The 17,075-nt window shown below is 40.5% G+C and carries 19 protein-coding genes; 12 read left to right on the top strand and 7 right to left on the bottom strand.

Translation table 11 applies throughout. The features are described 5' to 3' along the window. Window positions 1–29: 29 nt before the first annotated feature. The 7 genes from METTI_RS11140 to METTI_RS11105 form a co-directional block, all read right to left on the bottom strand. Window positions 30–794 (bottom strand): 23S rRNA (uridine(2552)-2'-O)-methyltransferase, encoded by a 765-nt coding sequence (locus METTI_RS11140; protein WP_023845921.1) that lies wholly within the window; start codon window positions 792–794, stop codon window positions 30–32. A 26-nt stretch (window positions 795–820) separates the two neighbouring features. Further along, window positions 821–1,429 carry a DUF7109 family protein gene (locus METTI_RS11135; protein WP_023845920.1) on the bottom strand — a complete coding sequence of 203 codons (609 nt, stop codon included), beginning with the start codon at window positions 1,427–1,429 and terminating at the stop codon, window positions 821–823. A gap of 39 nt (window positions 1,430–1,468) precedes the next feature. Then, window positions 1,469–2,494 (bottom strand): Vms1/Ankzf1 family peptidyl-tRNA hydrolase, encoded by a 1,026-nt coding sequence (locus tag METTI_RS11130; protein WP_023845919.1) that lies wholly within the window; start codon window positions 2,492–2,494, stop codon window positions 1,469–1,471. A gap of 188 nt (window positions 2,495–2,682) precedes the next feature. After that, window positions 2,683–3,525: a formylglycine-generating enzyme family protein gene (locus tag METTI_RS11120; protein WP_023845918.1), complete on the bottom strand. Its 843-nt coding sequence runs from the start codon at window positions 3,523–3,525 to the stop codon at window positions 2,683–2,685. A 65-nt stretch (window positions 3,526–3,590) separates the two neighbouring features. Continuing rightward, window positions 3,591–4,649: an endo alpha-1,4 polygalactosaminidase gene (locus METTI_RS11115; RefSeq protein ID WP_023845917.1), complete on the bottom strand. Its 1,059-nt coding sequence runs from the start codon at window positions 4,647–4,649 to the stop codon at window positions 3,591–3,593. Between the two features lie 48 nt (window positions 4,650–4,697). Then, window positions 4,698–5,735 (bottom strand): DUF3592 domain-containing protein, encoded by a 1,038-nt coding sequence (locus tag METTI_RS11110; protein WP_023845916.1) that lies wholly within the window; start codon window positions 5,733–5,735, stop codon window positions 4,698–4,700. Between the two features lie 56 nt (window positions 5,736–5,791). Next, window positions 5,792–6,595 (bottom strand): tetratricopeptide repeat protein, encoded by an 804-nt coding sequence (locus METTI_RS11105; protein ID WP_023845915.1) that lies wholly within the window; start codon window positions 6,593–6,595, stop codon window positions 5,792–5,794. Window positions 6,596–6,718: 123 nt separating this feature from the next. Here METTI_RS11105 and METTI_RS15240 point away from each other — a divergent pair, with 123 nt between their 5' ends. The 12 genes from METTI_RS15240 to METTI_RS11050 all read left to right on the top strand — a co-directional run bounded on the left by METTI_RS15240 (window position 6,719) and on the right by METTI_RS11050 (window position 16,992). Beyond that, complete coding sequence (locus tag METTI_RS15240; RefSeq protein WP_023845914.1) at window positions 6,719–7,357, top strand: hypothetical protein; 639 nt, start codon at window positions 6,719–6,721, stop codon at window positions 7,355–7,357. Between the two features lie 298 nt (window positions 7,358–7,655). Continuing rightward, complete coding sequence (locus METTI_RS16020) at window positions 7,656–7,805, top strand: nucleotidyltransferase family protein (protein WP_211232193.1); 150 nt, start codon at window positions 7,656–7,658, stop codon at window positions 7,803–7,805. Between the two features lie 100 nt (window positions 7,806–7,905). After that, entirely contained in the window at window positions 7,906–8,028 is a 123-nt protein-coding gene (locus METTI_RS16200; RefSeq protein ID WP_281170042.1) for a ribonuclease HepT family protein, read from the top strand. Continuing rightward, window positions 8,025–8,132, top strand: coding sequence for a HepT-like ribonuclease domain-containing protein (locus tag METTI_RS16260; protein ID WP_342665139.1), 108 nt, complete (start codon window positions 8,025–8,027; stop codon window positions 8,130–8,132). The genes METTI_RS16200 and METTI_RS16260 overlap by 4 nt, the downstream gene beginning before the upstream one ends. Before the next feature lie 222 nt (window positions 8,133–8,354). Continuing rightward, the gene (locus tag METTI_RS11085) at window positions 8,355–9,560 is read left to right on the top strand and encodes an ABC transporter substrate-binding protein (protein ID WP_245596114.1); all 1,206 of its coding nucleotides are present in this window, start codon (window positions 8,355–8,357) and stop codon (window positions 9,558–9,560) included. 193 nt (window positions 9,561–9,753) lie between these two features. After that, entirely contained in the window at window positions 9,754–11,007 is a 1,254-nt protein-coding gene (gene coaBC / locus METTI_RS11080; protein ID WP_023845912.1) for a bifunctional phosphopantothenoylcysteine decarboxylase/phosphopantothenate--cysteine ligase CoaBC, read from the top strand. Then, the gene (locus METTI_RS11075; protein WP_023845911.1) at window positions 11,008–11,901 is read left to right on the top strand and encodes a pantoate kinase; all 894 of its coding nucleotides are present in this window, start codon (window positions 11,008–11,010) and stop codon (window positions 11,899–11,901) included. A gap of 85 nt (window positions 11,902–11,986) precedes the next feature. Then, window positions 11,987–12,931, top strand: a complete 945-nt coding sequence (locus tag METTI_RS11070; protein ID WP_023845910.1) for a prohibitin family protein — start codon at window positions 11,987–11,989, stop codon at window positions 12,929–12,931. 43 nt (window positions 12,932–12,974) lie between these two features. Further along, window positions 12,975–13,745, top strand: a complete 771-nt coding sequence (locus tag METTI_RS11065; RefSeq protein WP_023845909.1) for a 4-phosphopantoate--beta-alanine ligase — start codon at window positions 12,975–12,977, stop codon at window positions 13,743–13,745. Continuing rightward, on the top strand, window positions 13,736–14,377 hold the full coding sequence (locus METTI_RS11060) for an HD domain-containing protein (protein ID WP_023845908.1): 642 nt from the start codon (window positions 13,736–13,738) through the stop codon (window positions 14,375–14,377). The genes METTI_RS11065 and METTI_RS11060 overlap by 10 nt, the downstream gene beginning before the upstream one ends. Then, the gene (locus METTI_RS11055; protein ID WP_023845907.1) at window positions 14,377–15,675 is read left to right on the top strand and encodes an amidohydrolase family protein; all 1,299 of its coding nucleotides are present in this window, start codon (window positions 14,377–14,379) and stop codon (window positions 15,673–15,675) included. Before METTI_RS11060 ends, METTI_RS11055 begins: the two co-directional genes overlap by 1 nt. A gap of 81 nt (window positions 15,676–15,756) precedes the next feature. Further along, window positions 15,757–16,992, top strand: coding sequence for an adenosylhomocysteinase (locus METTI_RS11050; RefSeq protein WP_023845906.1), 1,236 nt, complete (start codon window positions 15,757–15,759; stop codon window positions 16,990–16,992). Window positions 16,993–17,075: the final 83 nt, after the last annotated feature.

Raw genomic sequence — 17,075 nt, 5'->3', positions numbered from 1 at the left:
TATTAAAAATATCATAAACAAAAAATAGATTAATTGATGACTTCTGCGAATGCAAAGTTTGGTTTCACATCGTTTATTCTGATCTTTACATGATCACCAAGCTGCACACCTTTGACAAAAACAACAAACTCATCAATTAGAACCGCACCATCACCACTGGAACCAAGTTCTGTGATATCAACTTCAAACACATCCCCGCGTCTTACAGGAGCTGTAAGGAATTTCTTACCAATAACATATATCTCAGCACTCTGGGATCTTGAAGCTTTTGGAGAATAAGAGTGAGTATAAGAAAAATTATCCTTTACTTCTTCCAGGAAATCCTTGAACATATCACCCTGGAAAACTTTTACTACAAAATGACCACCGGGTTTGAGAATCTTTTTTGCACAGCCAAGGGCTGATCTTGTAAGGTCTATAGAACGTGCGTGGTCATAACTCCAGTTTCCACTCAGGTTTGGTGCTGCATCACATATTACAACATCTGCCCCAGCCTCACCAACCATGTCAAATATTTTTGAAATGGTCCTGTCAGAAGTTATGTCGCCAACTATAGTTTCTACGCCTTCTATTGGTGATATTCTCCTGAGATCAACACCAACAACACGTGCACCTGAAAGTTCTTTGGCAACCTCACACCAGCCACCTGGTGCAGCACCCAAATCCACAACGATGTCGCCTTCATTTATAATGTGGTGCTTATTGTTTATCTGAAAAAGCTTATAGGCTGCCCTGGAGCGAAAACCATCTTCTTTGGCTTTCCAGTAATATTTGTCACGCCTGTCTCTTGCCATAATATGTACCTGATAATACCTAAAATTCAAATACCTTGTGCCGACTTCAGGGATTCTATCCTTGAACTGAGTTCCTGAATCTCATCTTCAATACCTGGCATATCGTCAGATAGCCAGAATGTATAATCATAATACTGGTTTAGTATGTCACTGTACCTTAATTCCAGATTTTCAAGATCTTTTTCATGGACCTTTGTAGAACTGACTGAGTCTATTTTGTTCTCAAGGCTCTTAATCCTGCGATGAAGATTCTTGCTGAGCCTGGCAGCCACACTGCTAAGATCCACTTCCCTCTTATGCAATTCTAGAATATCGATAACCTCACTTAATTCGAAAGGAACTTCTGGAAATGCATTTGGGCCGGAGATGTAATACAAAAAAGTGTCCTCTTCACCTTCATCTGAACTCTTTGGAGATTTTATCCTGTTTTCTTCCCCACCTGTGATTTCTTCAGCCGAAACAGCAACAATTAGATGTTCCTTTTCAGCTTCCTCGCAGAGTTCTTTTATAGTAGGCATAAGCGGAGGAATTCCACCTTTGAGCAAGGAAAGCTCCTTTGTTATGTGATATATCTCTTCCAGATTAAGAGCACCCAAGGCATCAATTATTCCGCAAAGTCCCTCTTTACTTAGCATAAAGTAACCTCATATTGTCATATAATTATTAACCTGTATCTATAGCCTGTATCTGCGACAGGTCATTAATTGTTTCATTATGCCAGATATATTATGTTTTTCGATACGGACATCAGACGACAGGCAGACCTGAGTGACATCAAGGGGAATATCCATAGCTATTTCCTTTGCAAGCAGAAGGTCACCAGCCATAAGCATATAGTCAATGCTGCCACCAAACTCATCAAGCAGGTCTTTCAGAGCAAGTTTGACTTTATCGATATGATGTGCAATATCCTCATCCCGCAACCTTTCAAAGCGTCTCTGGCTGAAACCTCCTTTTGCATGTTTGGCCTTGACACTTGTTTTTATCATCTGGAAAGAATCAAATTCCTGAGAATCAAGAGAAAAACCTGTGAAAGATTCACCGGCATGAGCCACAAGTACGCAAACAGCTGCGTCCCTGTTCAAGAGCTCTGACATGATTGAAATATCAAATTTACTATCTGTACTCCATGTCGATCTATCCAATGGCAATGGTGGAATCAATATCTCATTTATCATGCTATCCGGAGAATAGAACAACACAAAACCTGTAGTAGACTCTACTTTCTCACACAGTGCAAGGGTTTCGCTGTCAACACGTTCTGCTAAAAGCTCGTATTCCTTTATGCTGGCAGGACTTTCGCCTGCTGCAATATATAAAGATACAAGTGAAGAGTCACTATATGTAATCGTTGACAGAGATTTGAGAAAATCTTCGGTGCGCTGTTTGCTGAACTGGTCATTGCAGGTGAATGAAATAGATGCAGGAGTATCAGTTCTCTCTTTGTCTACTTCATGCTCCAGGGTTTTAAGTTTAACTTCAAGAGCATTTAGTTTTTCTTCAGCTTCCTGTTTTGCTGCAATGGCTTTTTTCTCAGACTCGATGTTTTTCTCATATCTGATGTTAGCAGTCCTCACATCCAGCTCAAGCTCAACAATGTGGGATTGAAGACGGTTTATTTCATTTTCAAGCTCCTCTTTTCCGGAATACCTGTTGAAGAGATTGCTGATGTTGCCAACAACTTTGTCCTTTTCTATCATTTCATCTGAAATAGAAACTTACCTGATAAATAACCTGTCGATTTGTTCTGATAAGAATAAGGAAATAGAGAATAAGAAAATCCGGGTTTAAGGCAATAAAATACTGCAGATTACAACGAAAAATAGAGAGAACTAAAGCCAAAATGACTTTAGCTTCTTTTGTTTTGTGTTTATTAAACTCGAACTCATCATGCATCCATTACAAGACGGAAACCTATTGCCGGATCTCCATCACGTGGATCCTGCTTCCTTCTGTATGCTGTGTAGAGTGCGTTTTCCTTACTCGAGTAACTGCCACCTCTGGCAACTCTGAGGGAGCCTTCGCCCTTATCTACTGCACTGCCATCTTCACTTGCACTGCCATAGTTATCCACCCAGCTGTCCTGTACCAGTTCCCAGACATTGCCGTGGACATCATAAAGTCCCCATGGGTTTGGAAGTTTCTGACCTACTTCGTGGGTCTTCTCGTAGGAGTTTTCCTGATACCATGCATAGTCCTTAAGGAATGGACCTTCGTCCTCATCGATTTCACCAAATGAATAGAGAGTTGTTGTGTCTGCCCTTGCAGCATATTCCCATTCTGCTTCAGTTGGGAGCCTGTAACTTGTGGTTCCTTCAATCTCATTGAGCTTGCTTATGAATTCCTGAACCTCATTCCATGAAACACTATCAACTGGATTATCGTCACCGCTGAACTCAGAAGGATTGCTGCCCATTACTTCTTCCCACTGAGCCTGAGTTACTTCGTACGTTCCAATGTAGAATGCATCACCAATTCTTACTTCATGAATTGGCTGTGAGTATGCATACTTGGATGTACCCATGTCGAATATTCCTGCATCAATGCGCTGGAACTGCATACCTATGGAGTTTGTGTACTCGTTACCTGTCGGGCTGGCTGCACCAGCAGATGAACTGCCTGCATCATTGCCATTATCACTACCATTGTCTTCTGATGTGCATCCTGTTACTGAGATTGCAATCAGGAGCACTGCCAGAATTGCAATTGTCTTTTTTATACCTATCCGCATAAAACGTCCTCGCTGTTAGTTTTTTCAGGCATAATATTATTAAAAGATATCTATGCTTGTTTATCTCAATTTTCAAAGTACTCGAAGGCGTCGATTATATCCAGATAAACTCCATCAAATCCCGCATTAATTATCATGTCCAGGTACGCATCTTCATTTCCATAGATAACATCCTGCCACTCATTATCCCAGTAACGTACCTTGTAATTTCCTTCCCAATCAGGGTTTTCAGCTTCAATCCATTCCGGGGAGCCTGCACTCCATGATTCATCCCAGTAGTAACGATAGCTTTCTGTTTCGCCGATGCTCATGTAAGCGATTACCAGCCGTGAACCGCCATTTGATTTCGTTTTCAGGGAAGCAATATCATCAGATGTCAGAGGCAAATCATAAAAGAAAAGATCGATAAGAATTACATCATAGTCGGTTTCCTGCAAGCGTTCCAGAAACTCTTCTTTGCTTTCAAATTCCTCGGGATTGATGATGTACAGGAAATTCCCGGCATCAGATAGTGATAAAATATCGTTGCTGTTGACATTGTACGGCTCTGCCGGATACTCAGGGATAGTATCTAGCTCCCTGCTGTCGGCAGCAAAGGAAATGTAACCCCTATCTGCATTTTCACGATATGAAGCATCGACATAAGATTTAGTCCTGCAGTAATCAGTGACCAGTACAACTACACCGTTATCCCTGGCAATATCCAGCAATGATGCCATATATTCCGCATCTTCTTTATCGGTTGCCACGTTGTCATCATCGTAACCGAAGAAGAGGTCTTCCCTGCCAACCCCGTCAATTGCTGCAATGTAATCCTGTGCAACCGGATCATCAGGATCTCCGCCAGACGTCAAAAGTTCCTGACCATTTTGGGGAATTATTATGAAATCCGGGTTCTTCTGTTTTGAGTAAGTGCTGATGCTGACGACAAAATCACGCATTTGCTGGCGGTAGTTTATTTCTGAAGGGGATTCATCAGCAGTGTTTTGGGAATGTGTGTTTATGGGTTCAGATACTTCAGGAGTTTCGATTGTGTCGGGAGTGTCTGTGCTGTTGTCTGAGCAGCCGGATGTCAGGAGGATGAGTGTGGTGAGAAATAGGATGAAGAGATGTCGATGGTTCATGATTGTAAGTTGGACTGGAGATTTGATAAAGGTTATTAAAAGAAGGATTCATTTTACAATATCTTTCTCTTTTTCTCTGACAGCATCCAGTATCTCAGAATAAACTCTCTCGGCTTCCTTGCCGTAATCGATTGTTTTTATGTTTCTAATGCCTCTTGCAATCTCATAAGCCATCCATACTAAAAAAACAGGGAGCAAAAACAACATCAATAGAAGTATCGTGGTGAAAGCTTCACCTCTAATTCCTTCCCATAGAGGAGAAATAGAAGAACCAACAATTAATGACATTATAAATGCAATTGGAACATATACAGCATAAATTCGATGATAGTACCTACGGAATTCCAAAGAGAAAATATCTTTATCCGCAAATTTGGAGGCATTTGTTTTCAGAATGAAATTGTTTCTTAGAACAATCCTGTTTCTTTTTTCATCCAAAAGGTGATTATTCCGAGCAAACTCCATTATAGTATCCATGAATTGCTGATATGAAAGAACTGTATCAATTCTATCAGACAACCAGACATCAGCAAATACGAATTCACTTCGCAGAAAACGATTATCCATATATGTTAAATTATTTTCTGCAACTGATTCGGAAAGTTGAGAAACAACTACAGAAGTCGTACTATTATTCAGAAAAAAATAAGCATCTCTAATTATAACATCAGTTGGTTTTTTAGGATTAAAACGAATGATTACATTGTCACCTTTGCGAAAGTGATATTTATAGAATGCAGAACGTCTCAAATCAGTCAATATCTTAAATTTTTGAGCCTGATATACATGTTCCAATTCAATCATTGAATGATCGTATCTATTCATATGGTCTGCTGAAATGATATGGCCTATGGAATCCACTCCATTGAAATACAGATATTTTAGGAAACGCATTCTTCGAACCATCAAAATTAATCCAATGGAGCTTGGAATTAGCGACATCATAATCAAACTAAAAGTTGATATTTTGGAATCTACATGTAATCCTGTTAAATAAATCAACCACGGAACAGTCATTATCCAGAATCCAAAATAAGTAACATAATCTACTTTCAGAATCCTGTAATAATCAAACTCTTTTTCCATGATACTCTGTTTTAACTTTTATTTTAGATGTGTCTACAAGAACAAAATCAGGTCAATTAGAAATTATCCCAGTCTAATAGGTCATCAACTTTAGCATAGCAGATATCTGCTTCCTCTGTTCTGTCTAACTTATAAAGGAGGTTTCTTTTCAATTCCCAAGCCTCACTGGAAGCAGGATTTAATTCTAAGACCTTATCATAAGCATTTATAGCATCATCATACTGCTCTAAAGAATCGTACGTAATCCCTTTCAACATCCACGCTTCAATATCATTAGGATTAAGTTCAAGGGCCTTATCGTAAGCATTGAGAGCCTCTTCATGTTGTTCTAATGACTCATGCAGCTTCCCTTTCCATATCCATGCAGTGACTTTTCCAGGATTTGACTCCAGAGCATTATCGATAGAATTCAGAGATTCATTATAATCATTGGAATAGTAATAGCACATACCCCTCAACAGCCATGCATTTTCATTTTCGGAATCAAACTCAAGGGCTTTATCAACTGCTTCGAGTGACCCCTCATAGTCTTCATATGCAGCACAGTAAGTTCCTTTCATAACCCAAGCATTTGCATGTTGTGAATCAATTTCCAGAGCAGTATCTACAGAATTGATACCTTCGTCATAATCACCCAGATAGTAATAACACATACTTTTCAGATACCATGCATCTGCATTTTGAGAATCAATGTCAAGCACCTTGTCACATGCTGCCAATGAAAGCTCATACTCCCCATTATTATAGTAGTGCATTGCAGTTGCATATAATTTTTTTGCATTTTTGAAACTGGAACCAATGCAACCGGCACTAAGAACAAGCAATAAGAATATCGTTACAACAATTATTTTTGTTCTCATTTCTTAACCATTGAAATTTCTTTTTTAGTAAAATTTTTCATACATACTTGTTTAATTTCAAATAAAAACTTTACTTTTTAAACACACAAAATAGAATATCAGAAAAGCCCATATAACAGCAAGATGAATTGGAAAAGAGCACTCTTAGTCATTCTTGGTATCATTTTGACAATACACGGACTAAATGAACCAATGAATCTGATATTTCCAATGTGGATCTTTACTTATCTGTTCAAAGACAATTTAATTAATGTACTTGAAAAACTACCTTTGCATACATCTTTTATCGGAGCAGGAGTGCTGTTTGGGCTTTTGACAGAAGTGTTTGCAATTGTAGAAAACCTCCCGAAGCCTGCTGGTGAGCGAATACTGTTGAGTCAGAATCCGGTAAATGACGTTGTTTTTGGGTTTGTTTACTATCTTTTTATTATCTCTGCGTGGTACTTACTGCTGCGTAAAATAAAGTACACAGGCAGGGATGTATTCTTGATAACAGGAATCTACGGCATATTTGTCGAAGAAACGGGACAGGTGTTCCTGAGAATGTTCACAGTTCCTGTATTTGGATTGCTCTATGTTATCATCATTATGTTCGTTTACGGTATTTTTCCAATGCTTACTCACATGCTAAATGAGAAGAGATTTTCAGGTGTGAGCACAAACGCGGTTAAACGATATTCGATCGCTTTTGTCGCATTGTTTATTCAGTATGCAATCTATGGGTTGTTTGTGCTTCCTGCGTTAAAATCTATATTGAGTTAGAATGTACTTATTTTACATTAAACAAATAAACAACATAATAAGCATATTGTTCTTGGAAAGTGCCGCCTTCGGCGGGATGTTACTACCTTTGACAATGTACAGAATAGATTCCTGTAAAATATAATAAGAATGATAGCTAATTAGTATATTACATTAAATATGACGACCATTCTGAAACTAGAGAAAACAAAGATAATACAGAGATCAATATGTCAGAAAGAAGAATACCATTGAAATCAACGATGCTTTTGATCTTGTACAATCCCTGGGTCTTGATAGAGAAATAGGAAAAGACCTGATGGAGCTTTGCAGGCAGAATGATATAGCTTCTCTGGGACTTTTCGGTTCTTTTTCAAGAGGGGAACAGAATGATGAGAATGATATTGATCTTCTGGTGACATTTTCTAAAGGAAAAAGTCTTATTGATCATATAAATATAGAAAATTAATTCGAAACTCTTCTGGGAAAAAAGGTAGATCTGGTTACTGAAAGGTCATTAAGTCCATATATATCCCCCATTGTAAGAAACGAACTTAGGAAAATCTATTGTGAAGGATGACTCTGCATTTCTCAACCACATTCTTGATGCTATTAACCAGATAGAAGAATACACAGAATACCTGACTTTTGAAGAGTTCCTTGAAAAAGGCTTGTTCAGGATGCCGTTATAAGGCAACTGGAAATTATAGGTGAAGCTACAAAGAATCTTTCTTCAAGTACAACAGAAAGCTACCCTCAAATCCCGTGGAAAGAAATTTGCAGGAAACAGCACTGAAGGATTTGTAATTGTTCAGTATCTATACTTCTATCCTTATATTATCAATTTAGCAATTTTTCCAGCTTTATGATAGTAAAAACTATTCATAGATTGCAACATGAGAAGAAAAAAGTATATGATACAGACCGCAACAAATAAAAATAAGCAATAATAAATATATTATTGTAGTGTTTTTTAGATGTGATTTTTATGAGAAAAACAAATTATATAATAATTAGTATGCTTCTTTTAGCAACTTTTCTGTCAGGATGTGTTGACCAGACGGAAGTAGATGTTAACAGTGAATCCGAAGATATAACCATAGGTGCCCTTTTACCACTCACAGGGGATCTGTCATCTATCGGTGAATCAAGTCAGGCAGCACTTGAAATCTCAAGAACAGACATTAACGATTATTACTCAGAACTTGGTTCTGAAACAAAAGTAGAAGTGATTGTAAAGGATACCGAAAGTAATCCTGAAAAAGCTCTGGAGCAACTTAAAGAACTTGATGAAATGGGAATTAAGATCGTTATTGGTCCACAGGCAAGTAATGAAGCAGAAACAGTCCTGGAATATGCAACTGAAAACGGAATTGTTCTCTTAAGCACTGCATCAACTGCCCCTGCTTTAGCAATTCCTGAAGACAACCTGTTCCGTCTGGTTCCTGATGACACAGAACAGGGAATGGGCATAGCTACACTCATGCATGAAGAGAATATCAGTGCAGTGATCCCGGTGTACAGAAATGATGTATGGGGTCTTGGGCTATCAGAAGAAGTTAAAAATAGCTTTGAAAGTCTTGGAGGCACAGTATTAGAAGGCATTGCATATGAAAGCAATGATGAAGACCTTTCTGCAGAGGTAGAGTCACTCAATGAAAAAGTGGCAACAGCTACATCAGAATATGGTGAAGAGTCCGTAGCCGTACTTCTTTGCTCCTATGGAGAAGCAACAGAGATATTTGCTTTAGCTCAGGACCAGCCAGCTCTGTCAGCAGTTAACTGGTATGGAAGTGACGGAATAGCACTGAACAAAGAACTTGTCAACAATGATGATTCAGCCAGTTTTGCTATAGCAACTAATCTCAAAGCTCCAATATACGGAAGCGATGAAAAGAACAGTAGGTATGAAGAAGTTGGAACTAGAATCGAAGAACAGATAGGAAGAGTTCCTGATACTTATGCATATGCTACATATGACGCCCTCTGGATACTTACATTTGTAGATCTGGATTCTACGCCCGAAAATGAAAACAGTGTAAAACTTGCAATGAATACTCTTACAGAGTCATATTATGGAGTTACCGGATGGACAGAACTCAATAAGGATGGAGACAGAGAACACTGGAACTATGACATCTGGACAGTGACTGAAGAAGACGGAACTTACCAGTGGAAACTTGCTGCAAGGTACTTCTGTCATGACGGACTAGTCTTTGAATGAACTTTGAATAAAAATAATATTTGTTGGATAAATTGTGGTGTACCACACCACACATTCTTTTTTATTAATAGTGCCTTCTTTTTCTGTATCCTGCTACTAATAAATCCACAAAAGTACAGGAATGATGAATTAACTGAACAACCTTCCCCTTTTAAATACTAAAATCCACTTATTCATCAAATAAGGACAGAATATGCCTCAGATTCCAAATGAACACCCGACACTCTGGATTAAATCCACAAAATCAGAATCGTTGAAAGGCAAGACAATAGTGCTTGCGGTCACAGGCAGCATTGCTGCTGTAAGGACAATAGAACTTGCACGTGAATTCATTCGCAGGGGAGCAGATGTTCATGCAGTTATGAGCGAGGCTGCCGGGTGGATAATCAATCCGATGGCCCTGCATTATGCAACAGGGAATGACGTTATCACCGGGATTACCGGAAAGGTGGAACATGTGGAGTTCTTTGGAAATCTTGGCAGAGCAGATCTTTTACTTATTGCCCCTGCAACAGCTAACACTCTTGGGAAGATCGCATCAGGGATAGATGATACACCTGTGACAACATTTGCAACCACAGCTATCGGTGCAGGTAAACCTGTAATGATAGTACCTGCAATGCATGAGGATATGTACAACCATCCGGCGGTGATGGAAAACATTGAAAAGATGAAAGGCTGGGGAATCAATTTCATCGGACCTAAGATCGAGGAAGGAATCGCAAAGATAGCCGGAAATGATGAGATAGTGCTTGAAGTAGAGAGAGAGATCGGGAAAAGGACACTCTGCGGGAAGAAGATACTCATCACAAGTGGTTCTACGGCTGAACCAATTGATCCAATAAGAATTCTTACTAACAGGGCTTCCGGAAAGACCGGGAATGAACTGGCGCTTGAAGCATATCGCAGGGGAGCTGAAGTAACTATAGTTCACAGGAACAAGATTGTGTTTTCAGGTTCCGGCATCAATGAGATTTTCGCTGAAACTGCTGAACAGATGACCGATGCAGTACTTGGCGAACTTGCAAAAGATTATGATATCCTCATAAGTTCTGCTGCAATTGCAGATTATACGCTGGATGCAAGCGAGCAGAAAATCAAATCCGGTGAAAACGGACTTGAACTTTCTTTCAGGACAACACGCAAGCTAATCAAAGAAGCAAGGCAGGCATATCCGCAGGTAAAAATAGTCGGGTTCAAGGCAGAAGCAGGTGTTGAAACAGATGAACTGCTCAAAAGGGCAAAGCAGACACTTGAAAACTCCGGGCTTGATATGATCGTTGCCAACGAGGTCAGCAAAGGTGGCATGGGAACGGACAGCAACAATATTACTATATTATACTCCGGCAACAAAGACAATATTTGTATAGAAGGTTCCAAAAGTCATATTGCAAATATCCTTATGGATGAGATCACAGAACTGCTGACATCAAAAGGCGAAAAATAAATGCAATTTGAATCCTGCAACAACACTTTGACTGCCAGGGCTTTCGCGCCGGCTCATATTACAGGTTTTTTTCAGATACATGACCATAATGAACCAATGAAAAAAGGGTCAACTGGTTGTGGATTAGTACTTGATGGCGGAGTTTACACCACTGTAACAACAGGAAATAACGTTGAAATCACAGAGATATTTCTCAACGGTGAAAAGGTTTCAGGAGATACCAGCAAATCGGTTATTGAATCCATGACAGAGTTGCCTGTGAAAGTTGAAAGTATTTCAGACATACCCATTGGATCAGGATTTGGAGCATCTGGGGCCGGAGCACTTGGAACTGCTTATGCACTCAATCACGCCCTGTCAATGGAATACACATCAATGCAGCTCAATGATATCGCACACGTTGCAGAAGTTAAAAATGGAAGTGGGCTTGGAGATGTTGCAGGGCAGGCACACGGAGGAATCCTGGTTAGAAAAACACCGGGTGCTCCTTCCATAGCTCTGACAGACCAGATACCTACAAGGGAGAGAGAGGTATGTTGCGTGGTGCTTGGTAAATTGTCCACAGGTTCAGTTCTTGGAAACAAGGATATGGTGAAAAATATAAATGCTGCCGGAAAGGAAGCAATGAAAAAACTTCTGGAAAAACCCACAGCCTCTAATTTTATGCTTTGCTCCAGGGAATTCACCATGAAAACCGGGCTTGCCGGAGATAAGGTTATGGAAATAATTGAAACAGCAGAGGCATCAGGAGTTATAGCTTCACAGGCGATGCTTGGCAATGCAGTATTCTCAATACCATCAGTCACCTGTGCACAAGAACTTGTTGACTTATTTTCAGAATTTGGTGAAGTGCACAGATTCAGGATTAGAACTGGAAGCATCAGAATTGTCTAGAATTACCTGAGCGAAAACATATTATCAATTCCACCTGATATAACTGATAATTATACGTTTGGAATTATTTATTGGAGAGGTTTATATGGTTGTTGAAGGCGAATGGGAACCCGAACCACCTAAAAAGGTGCCGGAATTCCCAATAGGCGAAATAGCTCCTATTATTGGCAAGATAGGACGCGGAATAGTAGTTATATTTGTTATATTGATTGTATTTTCGATACTGTTTGGTTCTATTTTTGTATCTGTCGGAGCCGGAGAGGTTGGTGTAAAGTTCAACCAGTTTGGCGGTGTGGAAGAAGATGAACTCGGCGAAGGATTACACATTGTTCCCCCATGGGTCAGCGTTACAAAGTACTCTGTGAGAAGTGAAACATACACCATGAGTGGCGTGGTCAATGAAGGAGAAGTTGTAGGAGATGATCAGATCAAAGCACTCACCACAGAAGGACTTACGCTTGGACTTGACATTACTGTAAGATACAGACTTGTTCCGGATAGTGTAAGCACAGTCCACCAGACTCTTGGAACTAACTATGCTGAAAAGATTATAAGACCTACAATAAGGTCCTCTATACGTGAAGTTGTTTCCAGCAAAACAGCCCTGCAGGTTTATGGTGAGGAAAGAGAGCTTGTGGCAGGAGAAATGCTTAGTAACATAGCAGCTGCACTTGATAGCGATGGTATAATTGTAGAAGAAGTTCTTGTCAGAAACGTTGTTCTCCCTACAAAAGTTGCCGAGGCGATTGAAGCAAAACTCCAGGCAGACCAGGAAGCTCAGAGAATGATATTCGTAAAGCAGAAAGAACAACTTGAAGCTGAAAGGAAGATCATTGAAGCAAACGGTATTGCAAATTCAACTATTGCACAGGCTTATGGTGAAGCCGAAGCACTCAGAATAATCAACGAACAGCTTGCAAAGAACCCTGACCTAATCAACTATAAGTACATACAGATGTTGCAGGGGCAGGATATACAAACAATGCTTGTTCCAACTGACCAGGGAATTATACTGGATGCAAGTAACTGAAAATAGAAAAGTAAAATAAAATCATAAGGAGAAAACGGACTGAATGACAGACATCCCTAAAGATCACCCCCGGTATGAGTCCCTTATTACCAGGGAAAGAATAGTTGAAGGCGTAAACATCGGTATCACCAGCAAGCAGGGACTGGTAGCCCAGGGACGCGGGGAAGCTTTCGATTATATGATAGGGGAAAAGACAACAAAATCAGCAGCCATTGCCGAAAGGGCAGCGGTTGCTAATATTCTTCTTGCAGATAATGCCATAATATCTGTAAATGGCAATACTGCTGCACTTGTGCCCGATCTCATGGCAGCCCTTGCAGATGTCACCGGAGCAAGACTTGAAGTGAATCTTTTCCATAGAAGTGATGCCAGGGTGCACAAGATAATAGACCACCTGAAAGCACATGGATCTGGCGTTGTCCTTGGAGGGAAAGGAGACAAAAGACTTGACCTTTCCCATGACAGGGCTATTGTAGATGAGGAAGGTATATTCAGTGCGGATGTTGTGCTGGTGCCTCTTGAAGACGGAGACAGGTGCCAGAAACTTGTTGAAATGGGCAAGACTGTCATCACCATTGACCTGAACCCACTTTCAAGAACTGCACTGACAGCTAACATTACCATAGTAGATAATGTTACCAGAGCTCTTAAGAATATGATTCAGTTCACAAAAGACATGAAAACTCAGAACAGGGATTCCCTTCAGGAAATCGTTGATTCATTCAACAACGATGTTACCATTTCCGATGCCCTTTACACCATGCAGGAGAACCTGAAGAACAAAGCAGAGGAGAAAGGTCTTACATGTGTCTGATAGAGAATACAAGGGATTTTGTTTCTCAGGTACTGGAAAATGAACCCAGCACCCACGATATGTCACACATTGAAAGGGTTGAAAATACCTGCATGAGAATCCAGGAAAAGGAAGGAGGAGACTTACAGGTTATCCGCCTTGCAGCACTTCTTCATGATGTGGGAATCGTGAGAGAACACAAAGAAGGAGGAAACCATGCTGAATACAGTGCTGAGATTGCCAGGGATTTCCTTTCAGAAAATGGTGCTGAAGCTAAGCTCATCGACCACGTGACATCATGTATACTGACCCATCGTTTCAGCCGTGGAATGAAGGCAAAGACCATCGAGGCTCAGATTCTTCAGGATGCTGACAGGATCGATGCACTGGGTGCGGTTGGAATTTTCAGGTCACTTGTTTCAATGGGAGCTTTGAGGGCTTTGAAAGAGACCATCGGAACTGTAAAGGAAACTTCCATGAATGCTTACACTGAAGATCCATTCGATGGATTCTGTGATTACATGGAAAGAAAACCTTTTAAAATACCTGAAAGACTTAATACACAAACAGCTAAAGATATTGCAGAACAGAGACTGGCAATTATGCGCAAATATCTGGAAGAGCTAAAAGAAGAGACATCAGGAGAGAGATAATGGCGGATCTTATCATAAAGAATGCTTATATCCTCTCAATGGACCCGGAAGCAGGCGACATTGAGAACGGGATCGTTGTTGTAGAGGACGGTAAAATAAAGGAAGTCGGGACTTCCACAGAATGTACTGCTGAAAAAGTTATCGATGCAAAGGGCTCGGTCCTTATGCCAGGACTTGTTAACACTCATTGCCATGCAGGAATGACAATATTCAGAGGCTACGCTGATGATATGCAGCTTCAGGACTGGCTTGAAAATCACATATGGCCTGCCGAGGCAAAACTTACTGACGATGATATCTATGCAGGCACAAAACTGGCATGTCTTGAGATGATACGTTCCGGAACTATCGCTTTTGCAGATATGTACATCCACGAGAACAGAGTTGCTCAGGCTGTAGATGAAGCCGGTATCCGTGCAGCACTTTCCTACGGGATGATTGATTTTGGAGATAAGGAAAAAGCTGACAAAGAACTTGAAGTTGGCAGGGCTTTTGTTAAAGAGTGGAATGGGAAAGCCGGTGGCAGGATAAGCACAATGTACGGCCCACATGCACCTAACACCTGTTCAAGGGATTTCCTTATCAGAGTAAAAGAGCAGGCTGTAAAAGATGGTGTAAAACAACACATCCATGTGCTTGAGACTGAAGCCGAGCTTAACTATATGAAAGAGAACTTCGGCATGTGTTCCATTCATTTCCTCAAGGGAATCGATTTCTGGGGAACTGACGTGCTTGCTGCACATTGTGTCTGGCTCTCTGACGGCGACATAAAGATACTTGCAGAATATGGTGTGAACATTTCACACAATCCTAACAGTAATATGAAACTTGCTTCCGGCATATGCCCTGTTGCAAAACTCATTGATGCTGGAGCAAATGTATGTCTTGGAACAGATGGATGTGCTTCCAACAACAACCTTGACATGTTCGAGGAAATGAGATCTGCAGCTCTTTTGCAAAAGGTCAGCACCATGGATCCAACTGCACTTCCTGCACGCAAGGTTCTTGAAATGGCAACCATCAACGGTGCAAAAGCTCTTGGAATCAACAGTGGAATGCTGAAAGAAGGCTACAACGCTGATATGATAATTGTTGATATGAATAAAGCTCATCTTGCACCCGTATACGATGTTGCTTCACATCTTGTGTATGCTGCAAACGGCAAGGATGTCAGCACCACCATTGTTGACGGGAAAGTACTCATGGAAGATGGAAAAGTACTCTCTATGGATGAGCAGGAAGTCATTGACACTGCCATCAAAGCTTCAAAAGACCTCCTTGATAGAATTGGAAATTAAGGATTCAGGCTTATACTTATATTAGATGCATAATAATCTGAAGAATATTATTATCTGTTATTTCAAAATTGGAGATAAATGATGAATGATACTGAAATGTTAGAATCCGGAAACATGAAAATTGACTGGGTTCTTAATCACATGCCTGTTCTCAATATCATCAGGGAACAGTTCGCAAAGGAAAAACCTCTTGCAGGTCACAAAGTTGCAATGGCACTTCACGTTGAGGCTAAGACAGCAGCACTTGTAGAAACACTTGCAATTGGCGGAGCTGAAGTCGCAATTACAGGATGCAATCCTCTGAGCACACAGGATGATGTTTCAATGGCTTTACACAACAAAGACAACATCCAGTGTTTTGCAAAGTATGACTGCTGCAATGAGGAATACTACGAAGCTATTGACAAGGTTCTTGACTTTAAACCTGACATCACAATTGATGATGGTGCTGACCTTATTTTCAAGCTTCATACAGAACGCACAGACCTTCTGCCTGAGATTCTTGGTGGCTGTGAGGAAACTACAACAGGTATTCACAGACTCAAAGCAATGGAACGTGATGGCGCTCTTAAGATGCCGGTTATTGCAGTAAATGATGCTATGACAAAGTTCCTCTTTGACAACAGATATGGAACCGGACAGTCCTCATGGGACGGTATCATGAGAACAACAAACCTCCTTGTAGCAGGAAAGAATGTTGTTATTGGCGGATATGGATGGTGTGGAAAAGGTGCTGCAATGCGAGCAAAGGGTCTTGGAGCAAACGTAATTGTAACCGAAATAGACCCGATAAGAGCACTTGAAGCACGTATGGATGGTAACAGTGTCATGCCTATGAAAGAGGCTGCAAAGATCGGAGATATATTCCTTACAACTACAGGCAACAGGGATATCCTGAAGAAAGAGGACTTTGAGGTTATAAACGACGGTGCAATTCTTGCAAATGCAGGTCACTTTAATGTTGAGATTAATCTGGAAGACCTTAAGGCAATGGCAGGTTCTGTTAGGACTGTAAGAAACAATATTAAGGAATATAAGATTGGTGAGAAACGTGTATACGTACTTGCTGACGGAAGACTTGTAAATCTTGCAGCTGGAGACGGCCACCCTGCAGAAGTTATGGATATGAGCTTTGCAAACCAGGCACTCTGTGTCAGATATATTGCAGAGAACAAGCTTTCTGACGGAGTGCACGCTGTACCTCATGAGCTTGATATTGGTGTTGCTGAAATGAAACTCATGTCAATGGGCATAAGTATTGACAAGCTTTCCGATGAACAGGAAGCGTACATGGCAGGCTGGGAGACCGGAACATAACCTGCCAGTTACTTTTTTTATTTTTAGTCCCAGTTTCATTTCACAAAAACAGTACCATAACAGAGTGCTAACCGAAGGTATGG

The organism is Methanolobus tindarius DSM 2278, assembly GCF_000504205.1.
GTDB classification, from domain to species: Archaea; Halobacteriota; Methanosarcinia; order Methanosarcinales; family Methanosarcinaceae; genus Methanolobus; species Methanolobus tindarius.
Note: the sequence above shows the minus strand (reverse complement) of the source record. Positions and strands in the feature narration are given on the sequence as shown.

What these genes read in the sequence shown, in the direction of transcription:
- METTI_RS11055 (WP_023845907.1), top strand. Translation starts at nt 14,377, where the DNA reads ATGGCGGATCTTATCATAAAGAATGCTTATATCCTCTCAATGGACCCG.
- METTI_RS11120 (WP_023845918.1), bottom strand. Translation starts at nt 3,525, where the DNA reads ATGCGGATAGGTATAAAAAAGACAATTGCAATTCTGGCAGTGCTCCTG.
- coaBC (WP_023845912.1), top strand. Translation starts at nt 9,754, where the DNA reads ATGCCTCAGATTCCAAATGAACACCCGACACTCTGGATTAAATCCACA.
- METTI_RS11060 (WP_023845908.1), top strand. Translation starts at nt 13,736, where the DNA reads ATGTGTCTGATAGAGAATACAAGGGATTTTGTTTCTCAGGTACTGGAA.
- METTI_RS11050 (WP_023845906.1), top strand. Translation starts at nt 15,757, where the DNA reads ATGAATGATACTGAAATGTTAGAATCCGGAAACATGAAAATTGACTGG.
- METTI_RS11105 (WP_023845915.1), bottom strand. Translation starts at nt 6,595, where the DNA reads ATGAGAACAAAAATAATTGTTGTAACGATATTCTTATTGCTTGTTCTT.
- METTI_RS16020 (WP_211232193.1), top strand. Translation starts at nt 7,656, where the DNA reads ATGGAGCTTTGCAGGCAGAATGATATAGCTTCTCTGGGACTTTTCGGT.
- METTI_RS11075 (WP_023845911.1), top strand. Translation starts at nt 11,008, where the DNA reads ATGCAATTTGAATCCTGCAACAACACTTTGACTGCCAGGGCTTTCGCG.
- METTI_RS11115 (WP_023845917.1), bottom strand. Translation starts at nt 4,649, where the DNA reads ATGAACCATCGACATCTCTTCATCCTATTTCTCACCACACTCATCCTC.
- METTI_RS11085 (WP_245596114.1), top strand. Translation starts at nt 8,355, where the DNA reads ATGCTTCTTTTAGCAACTTTTCTGTCAGGATGTGTTGACCAGACGGAA.
- METTI_RS11070 (WP_023845910.1), top strand. Translation starts at nt 11,987, where the DNA reads ATGGTTGTTGAAGGCGAATGGGAACCCGAACCACCTAAAAAGGTGCCG.
- METTI_RS15240 (WP_023845914.1), top strand. Translation starts at nt 6,719, where the DNA reads ATGAATTGGAAAAGAGCACTCTTAGTCATTCTTGGTATCATTTTGACA.
- METTI_RS11065 (WP_023845909.1), top strand. Translation starts at nt 12,975, where the DNA reads ATGACAGACATCCCTAAAGATCACCCCCGGTATGAGTCCCTTATTACC.
- METTI_RS11140 (WP_023845921.1), bottom strand. Translation starts at nt 794, where the DNA reads ATGGCAAGAGACAGGCGTGACAAATATTACTGGAAAGCCAAAGAAGAT.
- METTI_RS11135 (WP_023845920.1), bottom strand. Translation starts at nt 1,429, where the DNA reads ATGCTAAGTAAAGAGGGACTTTGCGGAATAATTGATGCCTTGGGTGCT.
- METTI_RS11110 (WP_023845916.1), bottom strand. Translation starts at nt 5,735, where the DNA reads ATGGAAAAAGAGTTTGATTATTACAGGATTCTGAAAGTAGATTATGTT.
- METTI_RS11130 (WP_023845919.1), bottom strand. Translation starts at nt 2,494, where the DNA reads ATGATAGAAAAGGACAAAGTTGTTGGCAACATCAGCAATCTCTTCAAC.